Raw genomic sequence first — 15,944 nt, 5'->3', positions numbered from 1 at the left:
TACTAACATTTGACTCCGGAACAAATCGCACTGTGGTCCAGTGAACCCCACTCGGTCAACCCCGAGCCGATCCCGCCTCGCGTTCTCGTCCCGTTTTCCATGTCCGCCCCCCGCCGCGTCACCCTTTCCGATATCGCCAAGCAGGCCGAAGTGCACGTCACCACCGTGTCCCTCGCCTTGCGCAACCACCCGCGCCTCCCGGAACGCACCCGCAAGCGCATCCAGAAGATCGCCGAGGAACTGGGTTACCAGCCCGACCCCGTCCTCCAGGCTCTCGTTGCTTACCGCGGCAAGGTCATGGCGCGCCGCAATCCCCCCACCCTCGCCTACCTCACCAACTGGAGCACCCGCCTCGGCTGGCAGCAGGTCACCGCCCACCCGGAGTTTTACGCCGGCGCCCAGGCCAAGTCCAAGGAGCTCGGCTTCAACCTCGAACACTTCTGGATGGGCGAGCCCGGCCTCACCCACACCCGCATGAGCAAGATCCTGCAGACCCGCGGGATCAACGGCCTCATCATCGCCTCCCACCGCCGCGAGGCCGACGTCGCCCTGCACTTCGATTGGTCGGCCTTCTCTGCCGTCAAAATCGACTACTTCCCCCACCAGCCCGAGCTGCACAACGTCACCAACGACCAGTGCAACATCATCCGCCTCGCCATGCGCCACGCCCGCGAGCTCGGTTACCAACGCATCGGCTGCGTCATGCACCGCGGCTGGGACCACAGCGTCGACCACCTCTGGACGGCCGGCTTCCTCGCCGAACAATCCCTCTACGCCGAGTCCGACCGCGTGCCCATGTTCATCTTCCCCGACGCCGAACCCGTCGAGGCCTGGATGTCCGAGAGCAAGGCCCATGTCGAAGCCCCCGCCAAATCCCTCCAGACCTGGATCAAAAAGCACAAACCCGACGTCATCCTCAGCAAACGCTCCTTCATCGACCCCTGCATCGAAAGCCTCGGGCTGAAGATTCCCCAGGACGTCGCCTTCGTGGACCTGTTCCTCGACCAATTCGACGGCGCCACCGCCGGCGTGCGCCAGAACCACGCCGTCGTCGGCCAACTCGCCGTGGAAATCCTCGCCGGCCAGCTCCACTACAACAAATACGGCGTGCCCGAAATCCCCACCACCACCTACGTCGAAGGCACCTGGTTCGACGGCGCCACCTGCCCGCACAAAAAGGCCGCCAAAACCCGCGCCAAAACCGCTGTCGCCACGACGTAACGCCCGCGCTCATTAAAAAAATCGACGTCGGCGAAAAAAAATTTCATACCCCCCTTGATTCGCCGCCGGGCCCGTCCGTAAACCCCGGCGACACCACTTAAACTTCCCACCCAACCCTTCCTCTTCCGCACCTTCATGACCTACGCCTCTGACATTACCAACATGTCCGCGCTGCCGACGGTCGCAATGTGCCCGATGACCAAGGGTAAAACCGTGACCGGCTTTGGTTGGACCCAGCGAGATCTCTGCGCCCGTCGCAACCGACTCGTATCTGCCTCCAAGCACGGCCGCAACAACCCGGGAAGTGGTGTAACTTAACCCAAGCGAATAACTTACTCGCCGATCACACCGCCCACTTCCCGACCGGAAGTGGGTTTATTTTTGCCCGCGAAACCCACCTCCGGACGAGACCACCCCAGCACCAAGTGGACCTCGTGAAACCCTCCGGCGGGCGTTTCGCACCATGATCACACCAAGCACCCTCTGCCCCGCGCCCCCCGAAGAACCTCCCATACGGCCTGACCCGGTCGCATTGTTGGACCTCGTCGACCGGGCGCTCTCCGGCCTCGCTCCCCGCCTCCCCGCCCACGTCGACCGCGATGACCTCGCCTCGGCCGGCCGGGAAGCCCTCGTCCGGGCCGCCGGCCGCTTCAGCGGCACCCACGAAGACGCTCGCGCCTTCTGCTTCGTCCGCGTTCGCGGCGCCATGCTCGACGAACTCCGCCGCCTCGATCCCCTCGCTCGGCGGCGGCGGGAACGCGCCCGCGCCGTCTCGCGGGTCGAACACGAGCTCACCCACGAATTGGGCCGCTCGCCTTCGACCTTCGAGATCGCCGAAGCCCTCGACTTCTCCCTCCCCGAAGTCGAGGCCGCCCTCGCCGACCTCGCCGCCGAAGAAGCCGGCGCTCCCATCCTCGATGAAAACTTCGCCGACCCGGCCTCGCCCTGCCCGGTCGTTCACGCCGAACAAGGCGACCTCATGGACCGGTTGACCGACGCCCTCGACCGCCTGCCGCCCAAGCAGGCTTACGCGGTGCGTCGCTACCACCTCGAGGACGCCACGCTCGACGTCATCGGCGGCGAACTCGGGGTCTCCCGCGAACGCGCCCGCCAGCTCCGCGAAGCCGGCGAAAAGCGCCTCCGCGCTGACCTCGAAGTCCTCGTCCTCTGGGATGCCCTCATCGCCTAAGCCAAACCAAAATTGTCACCTATTGGGTGACAATCTTACCTAACCTTCTTTTTGATATATGCTTAAGATTCAACTCTGGCGACGCTCGCTGCGCTGGCTGGATCGCCTGCTCGAGGCCTTTGTGGCTCCCGAGTTTGTGTCCCGCCACGACGCCGCACCGCCCACCACTCCCGCCTCTCACCACATCCCGCGCGTGAGCTGAGGCGAACCCGAGGTCGGACGCGAAACCCGACTCTCCTCCCCCAACCCGTGCCGTTCTCGCCCCGCGAGGCGGCACGGTTTTCTTTTTCCCGCCGGGACACGGCGGACCGCAGCCTCCGGACGTGGTGAAGCCCGCCCGCACCCAACGTCCGAATAACAACAAGGTGGACGCGGACGTCCTCGACCGCGTGTTTCACCCTGTTATGCCGGATATGGGCAAGCCCCTCAGATCGACGGCGGCGCTTTCGGGGGCGGGGCCAACGGCGCGGTTTTCCAGTTGAAAACAATCGTCGCGATGCGGAACGCAAAGGTGAGCACGATCACCACCAGGGCCGACCAGGTCGGGGTCATGCCGACCTCGACCGTCAACACCACGAAGAGCACCGATGCGCCCAAGGCCACCAAGGCGTAAAACTGCCCGGGGCGAAACACCAAGGGCTCCTCATTGGTGATCACATCGCGCAACAGCCCACCGCCCACCGCCGTGACCACGCCCACCAGGATCGCCGCAGCCACCGGCAGCCCGGCACCCAGCGCCTTTTGCACGCCAAAGGCCGCATACGCCCCCAGCGCCAGTGCGTCGACGCCCGCGATGATGCGCCGGAAGCGCTCCACCCGGTCGCCCAGCAACGCGCCCACCGCCGCGCCGAGCAGGGCGCCCTGGATATAGAGCGGATTGGTCACCACGCCCGGTGGACCTTGTTGGATGAAAATGCCGTCGCGAATGAGACCGCCACCCAGTCCGACCAGGAGGGCCAGCGCCGCCACACCGACGACGTCGTAACCGCGCTTCATCGCCACGATGCCGCCGGTGAGCGACATCAAGCTCACGGCGCCCAGTTCAAACCAGATGGGCAGGTAAAAAGGATTAAGCACGGACGCGTGAGTCATGGGGGCGACGAGTATCAGCGCAATGAACCGCGAGGCCGCCGCTGGCAATGCCGACCGCCGATCGCCATCAGGCGGCCGAGGCGCCCACGGCCGCCTCCTCGTCCTTCATCACCGGCAGGTAGAGCATGAAGCGCGCGCCCACGCCCACCTCCGACTCGAGCGCCACCCAGCCATCGTGTTGCTGCATCGTGCGCATCACGGACGACAAGCCCAGGCCCGTGCCGGCATCCGGCCCCTTGGTGGTGAAAAACGGTTCGAAGACCCGCACCGTCTGTTCCGGCGGAATCCCAGGTCCGTTGTCGGACACCGTGATCCGCACAAAATCCCCCGAGCGCGGGCGCCCGCTGAACACCGACATGTGGTCCTTCAATTCGCAACGTTCCGCCTCGATGTGCACCTGCGATCCCGAGCGCTCGGCGAGCGCATCGCGCGCGTTGACCACCAGGTTGAGCAATACCTGCTCCAGCGCCGTGGCGTGCACGCGCACCGAACCCAGGTCCTCGGCCACCGCACAGGTGAAACGTAAGTGCTTCGAGGCCGCCTGCCGCAGCAGCGGTTCGTAGCTGCGCAGCAGGATGGTCGCGTCCGCTTCGGTCGATTCCTCCGCGCTGCCCCGCACAAACAGCGAGAGCCGCCGGACCAGATCGCTGGCCCGCACGATGGCGCCTTCGATTTCTTCGAGCCGTGCGGCGCTGAGGGGCTGCCCGCTCATGTGGTCGAGCTTGGCCAACTCGGTCATTCCCCGCACCACCATGAGCATATTATTGAGATCGTGCGCCGTCGTCGCCGCGAAGCTGCCCACCACCTCCAGCTTCTCCGACACCGCCAGCATCGACTCCATCTGCTTGAAGCGGGCCTCCGCCTGCAGCAGCCGCACGACGACGAAATAAATCAACCCCGTCATCAGCAGGACAAAAAACAGCCCTTTGGCGGTTTGCGCAGCCTGGAGCCACGCGGTATCGCCGCGGGCCAACCAGGCGAAGAAACGATCGGACAACAGAATCCACAGCGCCGCCACCAAGAGGTAGAGCGCCGCGACTTGGGCCGCGGTTACTGCACGGGATTGGGCTTTCATTATCGGCGAAGGGTCGAGTCACCGGTGCCAGGACAGCAGCACGAACCCTAACTTTCGCAAATATGCGACGTTTTCAAAACCTTTTGGGCCACGCCCTGACCGCTCACGCTGCGCGCATGTCGCTCTCTTCGCCCAACATGGGATCCTGCGACATCACGAACCGCATCCCGAATCGATAGCGCCACAGCCAGCAGGCGCCGTCACGACGGTCGTGGATGAGCACGAAGTCCGGCTCGTCCGCCCCCTTGGTCATGACGTCGAACTGCCCTTGCGTGAGCATGTCGAGCGAGTCCGGCACATTGATCAGCGGCGGCACCGGATCGAGCAGCACCGTCCACGGCCCCGCCACCGCGACCGGATCGCCGTCCTTGAAATAGTAGCCAAAAAAGCGCGGCGGATCAAAAACCTGCCCCGAACCCATCCGCATCAGGTGCTCCTGCACCAGCGCCACAAACTCGGTCCGCCAGGGAAGATCGGGCGGCAACATGAGACCGGGCAGCGGCACAAGGACGTTGTCTGTAGTCGGCATGGTGGGATGGAGACCCTTCTCTCATCGGCCACCAGGGCCCCGAACTTAAACTTCAACCTTTCCCTTTCACCGGCGGACCGGTCCGCCCACGCCGCTCAACCCTTGCCCGCCGCCATCACCAGCACCCGGGCGAGGTCGTGTTTCTCAAACTCCGCCCAATAAACGTCCTCGATCTCCTTGAGCCGCGCGTCGGCGTTGATCGGCGGACCCTCTTTGCCGGCCAGCGCCGCCATGGTCTGCTCGACGCCGAGGTCCCGGTCGGCGAGCCGCGCGACCAGTTCGTGCCAGAAAATGTCGTTGTCGGACTCGCCCAGCATTTTGCGCAGGCGCTCGTCTTCATCCATCTTCGCCGCCGGCACCAGTTGCCCGTTGCCGCCCACATCGACCAGGTCGCTGCAGCCAAACACCTCGGCCAGTCCCAGGATCTTCTGCTCGATGGCCGCGTAGCGCTCGAAGTGTGGCGACTCGCCGCCCTGCCGGCCCATGACCGTGCGCATGCCGAGGTGAACCAGCTCCATCAGCCGGGCGTATTCCTTCTGGGTGAACGAGACTTTCATGGCGACAACCCGCCCCATCCGAGGCGAACGCGCACCCTCGCCCGTCCCGGCCCGCCGCGCAATCGCGGATTTGCCCGGCCCCCCCTTCAGCTGCGGTCCGACCGCGCGGCCGCCCAACGCAGGGCCTGCCCGCAACCCATCGCAAACAGCGCCAGGGCCACGATCGCCACGCGCCCGCTCCACGCATTGGGCACCAGCAGGAAGGCCAGCAACAGCCCCCCGGTCACCAACACCAGGTTGCCGGTGATGCGCGCCTGCGCGCTGTCCATTTTGCCGCCCACTTCTTGTTCAAAATCCACCGGCGTCGCCGCTCGCTCCCAGAACGCCGCCTCGCGCTGCCGATCGCGCTCCGAACGCCGCGAGCGCAGGGGCCACGCCAGCACCAGCGCCACCAGCGCGCCGAACACCACCGCCAGCCCGCGTTCCTGCACCGACCACGCCACGCCGTTGAACTTTTCGTCCAACAGCGACCAGATCGACGGAATCAAGCCGCCGGCCACCATCACAAAATAATGCCAACCCGGCAGTCGCTTGACAAAAATACCCACCACCAGCGGCAGGGTCAGCGGCACCGCGATCACCGATCCGATCACCAAAAAGATGTCGAACAGCACGATGCGCGTCTGCTTCGCCAGCAGCACCGCCAGCCCCATGATCACCACGCCCAGCACGATGGTCACCGTGCGGCAAAGGCGCAGCTGCACCGCGTCGGCCAGCTCCGTCTTCCCGCGCCACCGCCGCAAGGGCAGCCAAAAGTTGTTCACGATGATGCCGGTCGTCGTGTTCAGCCCCCAGTCCATGCTGCTCATCGTCGCCGAAAACATCGCCGCGATCATCACCCCCAGCAGCCCGTTCGGCAGCACATTGGCCGCCGCCACCGCATAGGCTGTCGTCGCCGGATCATCCAAGGGCGAGGCCAGCACCTGATCGGCGTAAAGAAAGCGCGCCACCATCGGCGGGATGAACCACACCACCGCCCCCAGTGCCATGAGGCCCATGCAAAACCAACTCGCCCGTGAGGCTTCCCGACCGTCCTTGGCCGCGAGGTATTTGTTCCCCGCACTCAGGTTGATCTGCGATACGATCTGGATCAGGAAAATCGCCACCAACCACATCGCGCTGTATTTATCCTGGGCAAAGGCCCCGCTCGGTTTGATGAAGGCGAAACTGCCCTCCGCGCGCAGGGCCTCGAAGTGCGTCAGAAAGCCGCCGATACCGCCCACCTCCATCACGCACAACACCGCCAGCAGGATGGTCATCCCGTAAAGGATCACCCCCTGCACCACATCGGTCGCCATCACCCCCCACATGCCACCCGAGGTCGAGTAGGCCAGCACGATGGCGCCGATCAGCACGATCATGAAGGTCACCGGGAGGCCGAACACCGCGCTCACAAACACCGCCAGCGCCCACAACTGCACCGCCGCCTGCAGCGGATTGAGCACCATGCCGGTCAACACGATCGACTGCTCCGCCCCGCGGCCGAATCGCGCCCGAATCAGGTCCGCCGACGTGAAACCCCGGCTCTGCCGCAACCACCGCGCCAGAAACAGGCCGCCGATGATAAAGCCGGTCACGTTGGCCGCGTAGATGATCAAGGCCGAAGGCCCGGCCGCGAACACCGCCGACCCGTTGCCGGTAAACGTGAAGGCGCTGATGCCCGCCATCAACATGCTCGTCCCCACCATCCACCATGTCCCCCGCGCCCCGCCGCGCACGAAGTCACTCAGGTTGCGATTGAACCGTGCGAACACGGAGCCAATCACGATCAACAACACAAAATAGGCGGCCAGGGTGAGGTATTCCAGGTGCATGGGCAGACGAAAAAGCAAACCCACCGCGAACGGTGGAGGCGCTCTCCTTGACCCGCGAAATGCAGTTCCTCAACACAATTATTATCAGCAGCTTCCAACATTTTATCGCCGATTTTGCGGATGAAATTTCACCCCCCGAAACCCCGCTTTGCTTACTCCCGCCCCATCACCAACTAACGCACCTCATCCCCAACCCAATCCCCTCCCGGTGAGGCAGCGGTTTCTTACCACGGATGCACACGGATGGCTTCGCCTACCGGCTACGCACTGCAGTTGGATCCGTGTTTATCTGTGTCCATCCGTGGTTGAACACCTCCTGCCCCTCCGCCCATCGGTGGTTTCTCCCGATTCATCCTGCCGGATTTAGGATTTGAGCGGCGTGTGTCCGTATCTCTATGTCCTGTCCTCTTATGTCCACGTCCGCCGAGTCCTCCGCCAACTCCATGGAAGCCATTGTGTCGCTCGCCAAGCGCAAGGGCTTCGTCTTCCAGTCGTCCGAGATCTACGGCGGCTACAATGGCTTCTTCGACTTCGGCCCGCTCGGCATCGAGCTCAAGAAGAACATCCGCGACTGCTGGTGGAACGACATGGTGCGCCGCCGCGACGACGTCGTCGGCATCGAGACCTCCATCATCATGCACCCCAAGGTCTGGCAGGCCTCGGGCCACGTCGACGGCTTCACCGACCCGCTCGTGGACTGCAAAGTCAGCAAACAACGCTACCGCGCCGACCAACTCTTCTTCGCCGCCGTCACCATCGACGGTGAGGTGAAGGGCTACGTCTCCGCCCTCGAATCCGAAGACACCACCGGCGACCTCCAGGCCGCCGCCGAAACCTTTAAGCGCAAGAAGGCCCTCCAAGGCACCCTCGCTCCCGTCACCGCCGTCGAGTTCACCGAGGCCACCCCCGAGCAGATCCCGCTCATCCCTTCGCCCGCCACCGGCGAGCCCGGCAGCCTCACCCCGCCGCGCGCCTTCAACATGATGTTTGAGACCAACGTCGGCGCGCTGCGCGACGGCTCGTCCCTCTCCTACCTGCGCCCCGAGACCGCCCAGGGCATGTTCGTCGACTTCAAGAACGTCGTCGACACCGGCCGCGTGAAACTGCCCTTCGGCATCGCCCAGATCGGCAAGTCGTTCCGCAACGAGATTACCCCGCGCAACTTCATCTTCCGCTCCCGCGAGTTCGAGCAGATGGAGATGGAATATTTTATCCACGAGGACGCCGACTGGGAAAAGGCCCACAAGGACTGGATCCAGTGGTGCTGGGACTGGCTCGTCTCCATCGGCCTGCCCGAGTCCATGCTCTCGCTCTACGACCACGAAAAGGCCAAGCTCGCCTTCTACTCCCGCGGCACGACGGACATCATGTTCAAGTATCCCTTTGGCGTGCAGGAGCTCTGGGGCATCGCCGCCCGCGGCAACTACGACCTCACCCAACACGCCAACGCCTCCGGCAAGCCGCAGGAGATCTTCGACGAGGAAACGAAAAAGAAGTTCGTCCCGCACGTCATCGAACCGGCCGTCGGCGTCGACCGCATCTTCCTCGCCGTGCTCTGCGCCGCCTACGCCGAAGAGGACGTGACCGACGAAAAGGGTAAGACCGAAAAACGCACCGTGCTGCGCCTCAGCCCGCGGATCGCCCCGGTCAAGGTGGCCGTGCTCCCGCTGCTCAAGAACAAGGAAGCCCTCACCGACCGCGCCAAGGCCCTCTACCAAAAGCTGCAACGCCGCTACGCCGTCTTCTATGACGAAGCCGGCGCCATCGGCCGCCGTTACCGCCGCCAGGACGAGATCGGCACGCCGTATTGCGTCACCATCGACTTCGACACCATCGAGAAGGAAGGCGACACCTTCACCCTCCGCGAACGCGACTCGATGGCTCAACGCCGCATCAACGAACAAGAGCTGTTCCAGCTCTTGGACGAGCACGTCTACTGAGCCGCCCCGTCCGCCGAAGTCCCACCCCTGCGGGACAAAGGCGGAAGCTCTTCGCCCTGCTCGACGAGCAGGTCTACTGAGCAAACGCTTCATTCGCCACACACTGTAGCTGGGGTCGCCGACCCCGGCTTTTTAACGCCCGCCGCCCTCACCCCCGCCGGGCCGCCTCGATCGCGGCGACGTCGATCTTGCCCATCGTCATCATCGCCGCGAAGGCGCGCTGCGCTTCCGCGCCGCCCGCAGCCATGGCCTCGGTCAGCGATCGCGGGATGATCTGCCAGGACAGGCCCCAGCGGTCCCGACACCAACCGCATTGGCTTGCTTCACCGCCGTTGCCCACGATCGCATTCCAGTAGCGGTCGGTTTCCGCCTGGTCCTCCGTCGCCACTTGAAACGAAAACGCCTCGCAGTGCTTAAAGGCCGGGCCACCGTTGAGCCCGAGGCAGGGAATGCCCAGCACGGTGAACTCGACCGTGAGCACGTCGCCGGCCTGGCCACTCGGATAGTCGCCGGGCGCCGTTCGCACCGCGGTCACTTCGCTGTCCGGAAAGGTCGCCGCATAAAAGCGGGCGGCCGCTTCGGCGTCTTGGTCATACCAGAGGCAAATCGTGTTCTTGTGATTCATGGGAGAACTCGGAGGGGAAAAGGTGATAAAAGCACGAGCCAACGAGGCTTGCTGGAAGCTCAACGTTTCAAAGGCCCGCCACCGGACAACCTTCCCCTCCGCGCCACCGTTTCAGGTCCGCCGGTCGCCGAGCACGACCTCTCCGTGCGGCTCGGTCGCCTTGGCCATCCCGACGTCTTCCGCGGTGACGAAGAAACTGAGCTGCGCCGGCTTGGCCTCCCGTGGCGCGGGGACCGCAAACGAGTAGAGCCCGCTCGTCGCCGGCGTCGCCGGCAGGACGCCCGCCCGGGTGACCCGGCCGGTCGCCGTATCGACAATCCACAGGCAATGCAGCCGCCCCGGCCCCGGACTCGGCAGATGGCGAATCGCGATGAAACCTTGGTTGCTCATGGGCTCGAAGAGCGCGTAGCCACTGGCCGCCGGCGCGGCCGCCGGCGACGCAAACGGGATCTCCGCCGGGTTGTTCCACAGGTCTTCCGCCAGCGCGGCGAGTTGGATGAAGGCTCCGTCGCCAGCGTGGGCGGACTCCGGCAAGGGCATCTCGGTGACCACGCTGCCCTGGGCATCGAGGCCAACGATCAACACCATCGGTTGCACCCCCTCGCCGGCGGAGCGCCGCAGCGACTGCACGGCGAGCGTGCCCAAGCTGAGGGCAATCACCGCCGCGATGCCCCAACGCGCCAACGCGAGCCACGGCGCCCGCGATGTCGGTGCCGGTGCCGGCGCCGTCTCACCATCGAGCCGCGATTCGATGCGCGCGAACAAATCGGCGGGCGGTGGATGTTGCGGGAGGGAACGGACCTCGTGCTCGAGCGCGGCCTCCAGTTCGCGCACAAGGTCGACAAGTTCAGGGGACTGGCGCAGCTGCGTCTCGAAGGCCGCGCGTTCGGTGTCATCGAGGCGATCGAGCACGTAGAGGCTCGCGAGTTCTTCTTGGTGCGGGTTCATGGTTGGGTGTCCGAGAGGGTGGCGCGCAGGTCCAGGAGTCCGCGGCGAATCCAGGATTTGACGGTGCCGATCGGTTGCGCGAGCCGGTCCGCGATTTCGTTGTGAGTGAGGTCGGAGAACAGAGCGAGCTCGAGCGCGCGTTGCCGGTCTCCGCCGAGTCGGCCGAGCGCCTGTTCAACGCGCTGGGCGTTTTCGTGGGCCTCGGCCGTGCCGCGGGCTGTTTCGGCCGTGGCGAGGTCGGCGGCGTTCGCGACTTCGTCGGGCAGGAGCGCGAAGGTCGGCGCGGCCCGACTGGATCGCAGATGGTCGATGCAGGTGCGCCGGAGAATCGTCACGGACCAGGTAAACGGTCGCGATTTGTCCGGATCGTAGCTGCGGGCATAGCGCCAGATTTTGACGAAGGCATCCTGCAGCAATTCCTCCGCGGTGGCGCGATCACCGACGAGCCGCAGGGCAAACGAGAACAGCGGCGCGCTGTAGCGGGCGTAGAGATCACCAAACGCCGCCCGGTCGCCCGCCCCGATACGGGCGAGCAGGAAGGCCTCGGCGGCGACACTGTCAGCGTCCGGCGTCACGCGTGGGTTTCCGTTCAGGCTCGGGGACTCGTCGGGAAGAGGATGCGCTCGATCTTTTTGGCCGCCGCTTCCGCGGCGCCGCGAAAGAGTTTGTCGAGGAAGTCATTCATGTCCTCCCGGTAGCGCAATTGCTCCCGGTGAGTGATGAGGCCAAGGTCGTGTTTGGTGCCATCGACCGTGAGCGCCATCCAGGCGCGAAACACATAGGTCTGGGACGGATCACGACGGAGCGGCTGCAGAAAGATCCGGAGTTCGCGGGCATGTGCCGAGGCGACGCCGGAGAAACGCTCCGCGTTGACCTCGATCGGCCACTGGTGGCGTCGGGCCACGTCGCGAAAGGCGAGGTCCAGTCGATCGAAGTCGGCATCGGCGGTGCCATCGCCGACCGTGTCCTGCGCCAGCGGGGTGACGACCACGAGGGAAAGCGCCCCGGGAGCGGAGGGTTCAGCGGCGGCGGCAACACCAGCGCTGGCGGCCAGGCCGAGCAAAAAAAGCAGACGGGAAAGCAGAGGGGCGTTCATGGCGTGAAGGTTGTGAATACCTCATTCTACGAGGATTCCGCCACGCTGGATGCAGCAATTGAACGATTTCTCAGGGCCCTGCGTCCCGCCACCGCCACTTCAACATTGCCGCCGGACCCCATCCCAGAGTGCCATGGCGCATGGGCATCAAGTATCACTACGAGGTGAAGGACCATAAACTCGCGCAGCGCTTTCAGAACTTGAACGCCAAAAACAACCCGGCGGACACCACCAAACCCGGCCAACGCGCGCCGAAAAAACTCACCAAAAAGGAAGCCGCCCGCCTCGCCGCCAAACAGGCCGAGGAAAAGGCCTAATCGGCCGCGCCCTGCGGATCGTTCTTGTCGAGTCGCTCCCGCAGCTCGCCGATGAGTTCGCGAATGTCGTGCGCAAGATCCATCAGCTCGACCAACAACGGGCCGGTGAGGCGCGGTTCGAGCAGCTTCTCTTCGTGACAGGATTCGACGGCCGTGAGCGCGTCGTCGAGGTATTCATGCGCCCGCTTCAAGCGCACGATGACCAGGGCGCACGCACCCAGCGGAGGCGGCCAACGCCCACTGTTGAGCGCTCCCGCGAGTTTGGGGCCGACGCACATGATCGCGGTGAGTAACTCGCGCACCGGGTGTTCCGCCTGCGCGTTTTCCGGAAACCATTCCTCGGCCTTCGCTGTCTGGCGCAGACTCCGAAACAGATCCACCGCGCGCTCGACGAGCGGGTGGTCGTCATCGAGCCCGGCGGAATCGTTGGCCTCTTCCTTGGCCAGCTCGGCCTCCGCTTCTTCGAAAAGCGCGTCCATGTCCACGTAGCCCTCTTCCCACTCCTGCGGCGGCTCGGGCTCGCCGCGCTCGACGCGCATCCGCTCGATTTCCTCTTCCAAGATCGACTCATAGTCCGCGTCCTCCCCTTCGCGCTCCAGCCGTGCTTGGATGCGGTCCAGCAACAAATCCTGCCGCGCCTGAAAGGCGTCCGCCTCCGCCTCCGTCATCGGCCGTTCATCCACCTCTTCACGTTCCTCGAAGTCCTCCTCGGTTGGCGCCACCAGCCGCTCCATGAAGGTCGTCAGCGCGCGCCCATTGGCGGCCCGTTGTTCCTCCTCCTCCGCCGCGGTCATGTCCCAGTGCACGTCATGCACCACGTGCAGATCGTAGTCGACCGTCTCGATCACCACGCGCCCATTGGCCTCGCTGAACCATTCCAAGTAGAGCGCGTTGCCCCAGTGCCAGGGCCAAGGCTTCTTCGCCGCGTAATACTCGCCAATCTGCTCCAGCGGGATGTCCGGCACCTTCACTTTGCGTGAGGCGGTGATGTCACCCACCACGCCGACCTGCTTCGTCGCCAGCTTGTCCAGGTCGAGCGGCCGCGGGGTGCGATTGACGAAATGCAACACCCGTCCCGCGAGGTCGCGCCACGCGTTGCCCTCCAGCTCAAGCTCCACCGGCTCGCTTCGCCCGACGAACCAGATGCGCCCCCGCACGCGACCGCGCTCCCGGTTGTCGAGCTCCCCGCGAACCACCGCGGCATCGATGCGCCATGCCATGCCGATCGGTTTAAGGTGCTGTGGGCACCCGACGCGAGCCGAACACGGGGTGGACGCGGTGTTTCCGCCGACCGCCTGTTCAACCCAACCGCTGCTTCACCATCTTCGCAAAGGCCACGATCGGCACGAGGGTGAGCACCGAAATCAGCGCGAGGAGCACGAGGGTGGTTTGTTCGGTGTGGAGATTCGCGAGGATCTCGTAGGCGGCCGTGTTGTTGGCGTGGGGGGCCACCGCGATCGTGCCGGCGGCCGCGTCGCCCGCGACCGCGAAACCACCGCTCTGTGCCGTGCTCACGCCGAGCGCCGACAACCAGGCAAAGGTATGCCAGCCGATCACCGCGCAACCCAGCGCCAGCCCGCCCAGCGCGAAGGTGCCGAGGGAGATCACGCCGAGGCTGATGTTGCCGATCGCCAGCACGCCCACCGCCGCCACCCCCACACTCACCGGCGCCACCGCCAGCCCGCCCCACGCAAAGATCAACCCATAAGCGCGGTCGCCGCCGGCAAACCAGCCAAACACCGGTTTGTCGCCCACTTCGGGATGCGCCAGACGCACATGCACCAGCGGCACGCCCAACAAGGTCAGACGACTGCGATAGATGCCGGCGGCGGAACCAGCCTGGTCACGCTTCGCCGCATAGAGCTCAGGATGCCGCAGCCGCTCGGCCGTGCGAAATTCACGCATCTCGCGCATCGCCCGGATCATGCCCGCAAACACCATCGCACCCGACGCCACCGCCACGCCCTGGGCGACCCAGATCCAAAAGGCCTGCTGCGCCGGCCAGCTGAGCGCCGCCAGCTTCACCCCGTAGAGCACGCCCAACAGCGCAAAGATCACGCCGATCGCACCGAGCGTCACGCGGACCACGGCCTTCTTTTCCGCTGGCGAACGCGCCCGGTCGAGGCCCGCCCGCATGCCGAGGAAGGCACTGAACAATCCCGAGAACGAGGCCAGCATCGTCGCCGCTACCGTGGTCTTGGCCAGCGCCCCACCCTTCGCCGCCGTGGCCGCGCTCGAGCTCGCCGCGGCGGCTACGGTCGCGGCCTTGGCCGGGGTGGCGAGATTCGGCAGCGCGGCCAGCACGGTGAGGGTAAAGATCTTGCTCGGCGCGCTGCGCGCCAGCGCTCCCTCGACAAAGCTCAGCATGCGCTCCTGCAGGAGCTTGCGGCCGCGCGAGAGGCGTTGTTTGACCGCGTCCTCGCTCAGCTCCAGCGCCACCGCGACATGTTCAATCGACTGATGCTCGCGGTAAAACAGCACGAGAGGTTCGCGGTAGGTTTCCGGGATGCGTTCCAACGCGCTCCACAACAATTCCTGTTCCTCGGCCCGCACCGCCTGGTCGGCCACGGCCTCGTCGGCCGACTCCACCAGCTCCTCGATTTCGTCGAGCGGCGCGGCGCCGTGCGTGGGTTGGCGGGCGTTGGAGCGATGCAGCCGGCTGACCTTGCGGCGCAGGATGGTGCACAACCAGGGCCGCAGCTTCTCCGGTTCGCGGAGTTGCGGCAGTTGGTTCCAGGCCTCGACAAAGGCGTCCTGCGCGAGCTCCTCGCTGAGGCTCAGGCGGCCGGTGGCGGAATAGGCCAGCGAGCAGAGGAGGCGTTGGTAGCGCTCTACGATCTTGGCAAAGGCTTCGGGATCACCCGCCAGCGTGGCGGCGACGAGGTGCTCGTCCGGAATGAAAGGAAAGGCGGTGGAGGTGTCGGTGGGTGGCATCGGAATAGTGGCTTCAGCCATAGGGGCCACGGACCGCCGCTTAGGTGACAGAAAATTTTTAACCACCTCAAGCGTTGCCGCCCCTCGCCGCCCGACCGAGACTCCGCTCCCCTCCCGCCACCGCGCCCGTGACCCCCTTTGCTGAAGCCACCGTCGCCGCCAAATTCGACGCCTACCCGGAGCCGCTGCGAACACGCCTGCTCGAGCTGCGCGAGCTAATCTTCGCGACCGCCGCCGCCGACGCCACCATCGGTCCGTTGACCGAAACACTCAAATGGAACCAGCCCGCCTACCGGCCCGTCCACCCCAATCGCGGCACCACGATCCGGCTCGACGCGCTACCCGATCGGCCCGACCACGTCGGCCTGTTCGTTCATTGCCAGACCCGGCTGATCGCAACCTTTCGCGCTCAGCTGACCGGCTCGCTGCACTACGAAGGCAACCGCGCCATCCACGTGGCCGTGCAGAAGCCCCTGCCCGAAACCGCCCTGCGCACCTGCATCGCCATGGCGTTCTCCTACCACCTCCGCAAACACCCCGCCGCCTCCCGCCCGATCGGCGAACGCATCAGACGCGGACGATAACCCGCCGCGCGCGAACCGTTTCG

The 15,944-nt window shown here is 65.3% G+C and carries 17 protein-coding genes; 6 read left to right on the top strand and 11 right to left on the bottom strand.

Annotated elements, in window-relative coordinates:
* Positions 1-99: 99 nt before the first annotated feature.
* From AC0MRV_RS00715 to AC0MRV_RS00705, 3 genes are all read left to right on the top strand, one after another.
* Entirely contained in the window at positions 100-1,221 is a 1,122-nt protein-coding gene (locus tag AC0MRV_RS00715) for a LacI family DNA-binding transcriptional regulator (protein WP_472762492.1), read from the top strand.
* Between the two features lie 463 nt (positions 1,222-1,684).
* Positions 1,685-2,410 (top strand): sigma-70 family RNA polymerase sigma factor, encoded by a 726-nt coding sequence (locus AC0MRV_RS00710; protein WP_472762491.1) that lies wholly within the window; start codon positions 1,685-1,687, stop codon positions 2,408-2,410.
* A gap of 58 nt (positions 2,411-2,468) precedes the next feature.
* Positions 2,469-2,612, top strand: a complete 144-nt coding sequence (locus tag AC0MRV_RS00705; RefSeq protein WP_472762490.1) for a hypothetical protein — start codon at positions 2,469-2,471, stop codon at positions 2,610-2,612.
* Between the two features lie 224 nt (positions 2,613-2,836).
* Here the strand turns inward: AC0MRV_RS00705 and AC0MRV_RS00700 are convergent, their stop codons facing one another.
* From AC0MRV_RS00700 to AC0MRV_RS00680, 5 genes are all read right to left on the bottom strand, one after another.
* Complete coding sequence (locus tag AC0MRV_RS00700) at positions 2,837-3,502, bottom strand: trimeric intracellular cation channel family protein (RefSeq protein WP_472762489.1); 666 nt, start codon at positions 3,500-3,502, stop codon at positions 2,837-2,839.
* A gap of 67 nt (positions 3,503-3,569) precedes the next feature.
* Positions 3,570-4,577, bottom strand: coding sequence for a sensor histidine kinase (locus tag AC0MRV_RS00695; RefSeq protein ID WP_472762488.1), 1,008 nt, complete (start codon positions 4,575-4,577; stop codon positions 3,570-3,572).
* Positions 4,578-4,680: 103 nt separating this feature from the next.
* Positions 4,681-5,106 carry a hypothetical protein gene (locus tag AC0MRV_RS00690; protein WP_472762487.1) on the bottom strand — a complete coding sequence of 142 codons (426 nt, stop codon included), beginning with the start codon at positions 5,104-5,106 and terminating at the stop codon, positions 4,681-4,683.
* A 95-nt stretch (positions 5,107-5,201) separates the two neighbouring features.
* Positions 5,202-5,663, bottom strand: coding sequence for a hypothetical protein (locus AC0MRV_RS00685; RefSeq protein ID WP_472762486.1), 462 nt, complete (start codon positions 5,661-5,663; stop codon positions 5,202-5,204).
* An 86-nt stretch (positions 5,664-5,749) separates the two neighbouring features.
* Positions 5,750-7,477 carry a sodium:solute symporter family transporter gene (locus tag AC0MRV_RS00680; protein WP_472762485.1) on the bottom strand — a complete coding sequence of 576 codons (1,728 nt, stop codon included), beginning with the start codon at positions 7,475-7,477 and terminating at the stop codon, positions 5,750-5,752.
* A gap of 410 nt (positions 7,478-7,887) precedes the next feature.
* Between AC0MRV_RS00680 and AC0MRV_RS00675 the strand changes: the two genes are divergently transcribed.
* Positions 7,888-9,417 carry a glycine--tRNA ligase gene (locus AC0MRV_RS00675; protein WP_472762484.1) on the top strand — a complete coding sequence of 510 codons (1,530 nt, stop codon included), beginning with the start codon at positions 7,888-7,890 and terminating at the stop codon, positions 9,415-9,417.
* 148 nt (positions 9,418-9,565) lie between these two features.
* On the opposite strand, the gene AC0MRV_RS00670 is transcribed toward AC0MRV_RS00675, so the two are convergent.
* The 4 genes from AC0MRV_RS00670 to AC0MRV_RS00655 all read right to left on the bottom strand — a co-directional run bounded on the left by AC0MRV_RS00670 (position 9,566) and on the right by AC0MRV_RS00655 (position 12,086).
* Positions 9,566-10,042: a VOC family protein gene (locus AC0MRV_RS00670; protein WP_472762483.1), complete on the bottom strand. Its 477-nt coding sequence runs from the start codon at positions 10,040-10,042 to the stop codon at positions 9,566-9,568.
* Positions 10,043-10,153: 111 nt separating this feature from the next.
* Entirely contained in the window at positions 10,154-10,990 is an 837-nt protein-coding gene (locus tag AC0MRV_RS00665; protein ID WP_472762482.1) for an anti-sigma factor, read from the bottom strand.
* The gene (locus AC0MRV_RS00660; protein ID WP_472762481.1) at positions 10,987-11,565 is read right to left on the bottom strand and encodes an RNA polymerase sigma factor; all 579 of its coding nucleotides are present in this window, start codon (positions 11,563-11,565) and stop codon (positions 10,987-10,989) included. Before AC0MRV_RS00660 ends, AC0MRV_RS00665 begins: the two co-directional genes overlap by 4 nt.
* A 14-nt stretch (positions 11,566-11,579) precedes the next feature.
* Complete coding sequence (locus AC0MRV_RS00655) at positions 11,580-12,086, bottom strand: hypothetical protein (protein ID WP_472762480.1); 507 nt, start codon at positions 12,084-12,086, stop codon at positions 11,580-11,582.
* A 140-nt stretch (positions 12,087-12,226) separates the two neighbouring features.
* Here AC0MRV_RS00655 and AC0MRV_RS00650 point away from each other — a divergent pair, with 140 nt between their 5' ends.
* Positions 12,227-12,403, top strand: coding sequence for a hypothetical protein (locus AC0MRV_RS00650; protein WP_472762479.1), 177 nt, complete (start codon positions 12,227-12,229; stop codon positions 12,401-12,403).
* Here AC0MRV_RS00650 and AC0MRV_RS00645 read toward each other — a convergent pair.
* Positions 12,400-13,623 (bottom strand): hypothetical protein, encoded by a 1,224-nt coding sequence (locus tag AC0MRV_RS00645; protein ID WP_472762478.1) that lies wholly within the window; start codon positions 13,621-13,623, stop codon positions 12,400-12,402. The genes AC0MRV_RS00650 and AC0MRV_RS00645 overlap by 4 nt on opposite strands.
* Positions 13,624-13,702: 79 nt before the next feature.
* A complete protein-coding gene (locus tag AC0MRV_RS00640; protein WP_472762477.1) occupies positions 13,703-15,358 on the bottom strand; it encodes an RNA polymerase sigma factor in 1,656 nt (551 codons plus the stop codon).
* A gap of 107 nt (positions 15,359-15,465) precedes the next feature.
* On the opposite strand from AC0MRV_RS00640, the gene AC0MRV_RS00635 reads away from it, so the two are divergent.
* Positions 15,466-15,921: a DUF1801 domain-containing protein gene (locus tag AC0MRV_RS00635; RefSeq protein ID WP_472762476.1), complete on the top strand. Its 456-nt coding sequence runs from the start codon at positions 15,466-15,468 to the stop codon at positions 15,919-15,921.
* Positions 15,922-15,944 lie beyond the last annotated feature (23 nt).

Source organism: Actomonas spartinae, from assembly GCF_051209155.1.
GTDB lineage: Bacteria > Verrucomicrobiota > Verrucomicrobiia > Opitutales > Opitutaceae > Actomonas.
The sequence above is the reverse complement of the archived record's forward strand: the minus strand, read 5'-3'. Positions and strand labels throughout refer to the sequence as shown.

Excerpts from the sequence above, each read along its gene's own strand:
- AC0MRV_RS00650 (WP_472762479.1), top strand. The coding sequence starts at position 12,227 with ATGGGCATCAAGTATCACTACGAGGTGAAGGACCATAAACTCGCGCAG.
- AC0MRV_RS00670 (WP_472762483.1), bottom strand. The coding sequence starts at position 10,042 with ATGAATCACAAGAACACGATTTGCCTCTGGTATGACCAAGACGCCGAA.
- AC0MRV_RS00675 (WP_472762484.1), top strand. The coding sequence starts at position 7,888 with ATGTCCACGTCCGCCGAGTCCTCCGCCAACTCCATGGAAGCCATTGTG.
- AC0MRV_RS00690 (WP_472762487.1), bottom strand. The coding sequence starts at position 5,106 with ATGCCGACTACAGACAACGTCCTTGTGCCGCTGCCCGGTCTCATGTTG.
- AC0MRV_RS00645 (WP_472762478.1), bottom strand. The coding sequence starts at position 13,623 with ATGGCATGGCGCATCGATGCCGCGGTGGTTCGCGGGGAGCTCGACAAC.
- AC0MRV_RS00705 (WP_472762490.1), top strand. The coding sequence starts at position 2,469 with ATGCTTAAGATTCAACTCTGGCGACGCTCGCTGCGCTGGCTGGATCGC.
- AC0MRV_RS00680 (WP_472762485.1), bottom strand. The coding sequence starts at position 7,477 with ATGCACCTGGAATACCTCACCCTGGCCGCCTATTTTGTGTTGTTGATC.
- AC0MRV_RS00710 (WP_472762491.1), top strand. The coding sequence starts at position 1,685 with ATGATCACACCAAGCACCCTCTGCCCCGCGCCCCCCGAAGAACCTCCC.
- AC0MRV_RS00700 (WP_472762489.1), bottom strand. The coding sequence starts at position 3,502 with ATGACTCACGCGTCCGTGCTTAATCCTTTTTACCTGCCCATCTGGTTT.
- AC0MRV_RS00695 (WP_472762488.1), bottom strand. The coding sequence starts at position 4,577 with ATGAAAGCCCAATCCCGTGCAGTAACCGCGGCCCAAGTCGCGGCGCTC.
- AC0MRV_RS00685 (WP_472762486.1), bottom strand. The coding sequence starts at position 5,663 with ATGAAAGTCTCGTTCACCCAGAAGGAATACGCCCGGCTGATGGAGCTG.
- AC0MRV_RS00655 (WP_472762480.1), bottom strand. The coding sequence starts at position 12,086 with ATGAACGCCCCTCTGCTTTCCCGTCTGCTTTTTTTGCTCGGCCTGGCC.
- AC0MRV_RS00640 (WP_472762477.1), bottom strand. The coding sequence starts at position 15,358 with ATGGCTGAAGCCACTATTCCGATGCCACCCACCGACACCTCCACCGCC.
- AC0MRV_RS00715 (WP_472762492.1), top strand. The coding sequence starts at position 100 with ATGTCCGCCCCCCGCCGCGTCACCCTTTCCGATATCGCCAAGCAGGCC.
- AC0MRV_RS00665 (WP_472762482.1), bottom strand. The coding sequence starts at position 10,990 with ATGAACCCGCACCAAGAAGAACTCGCGAGCCTCTACGTGCTCGATCGC.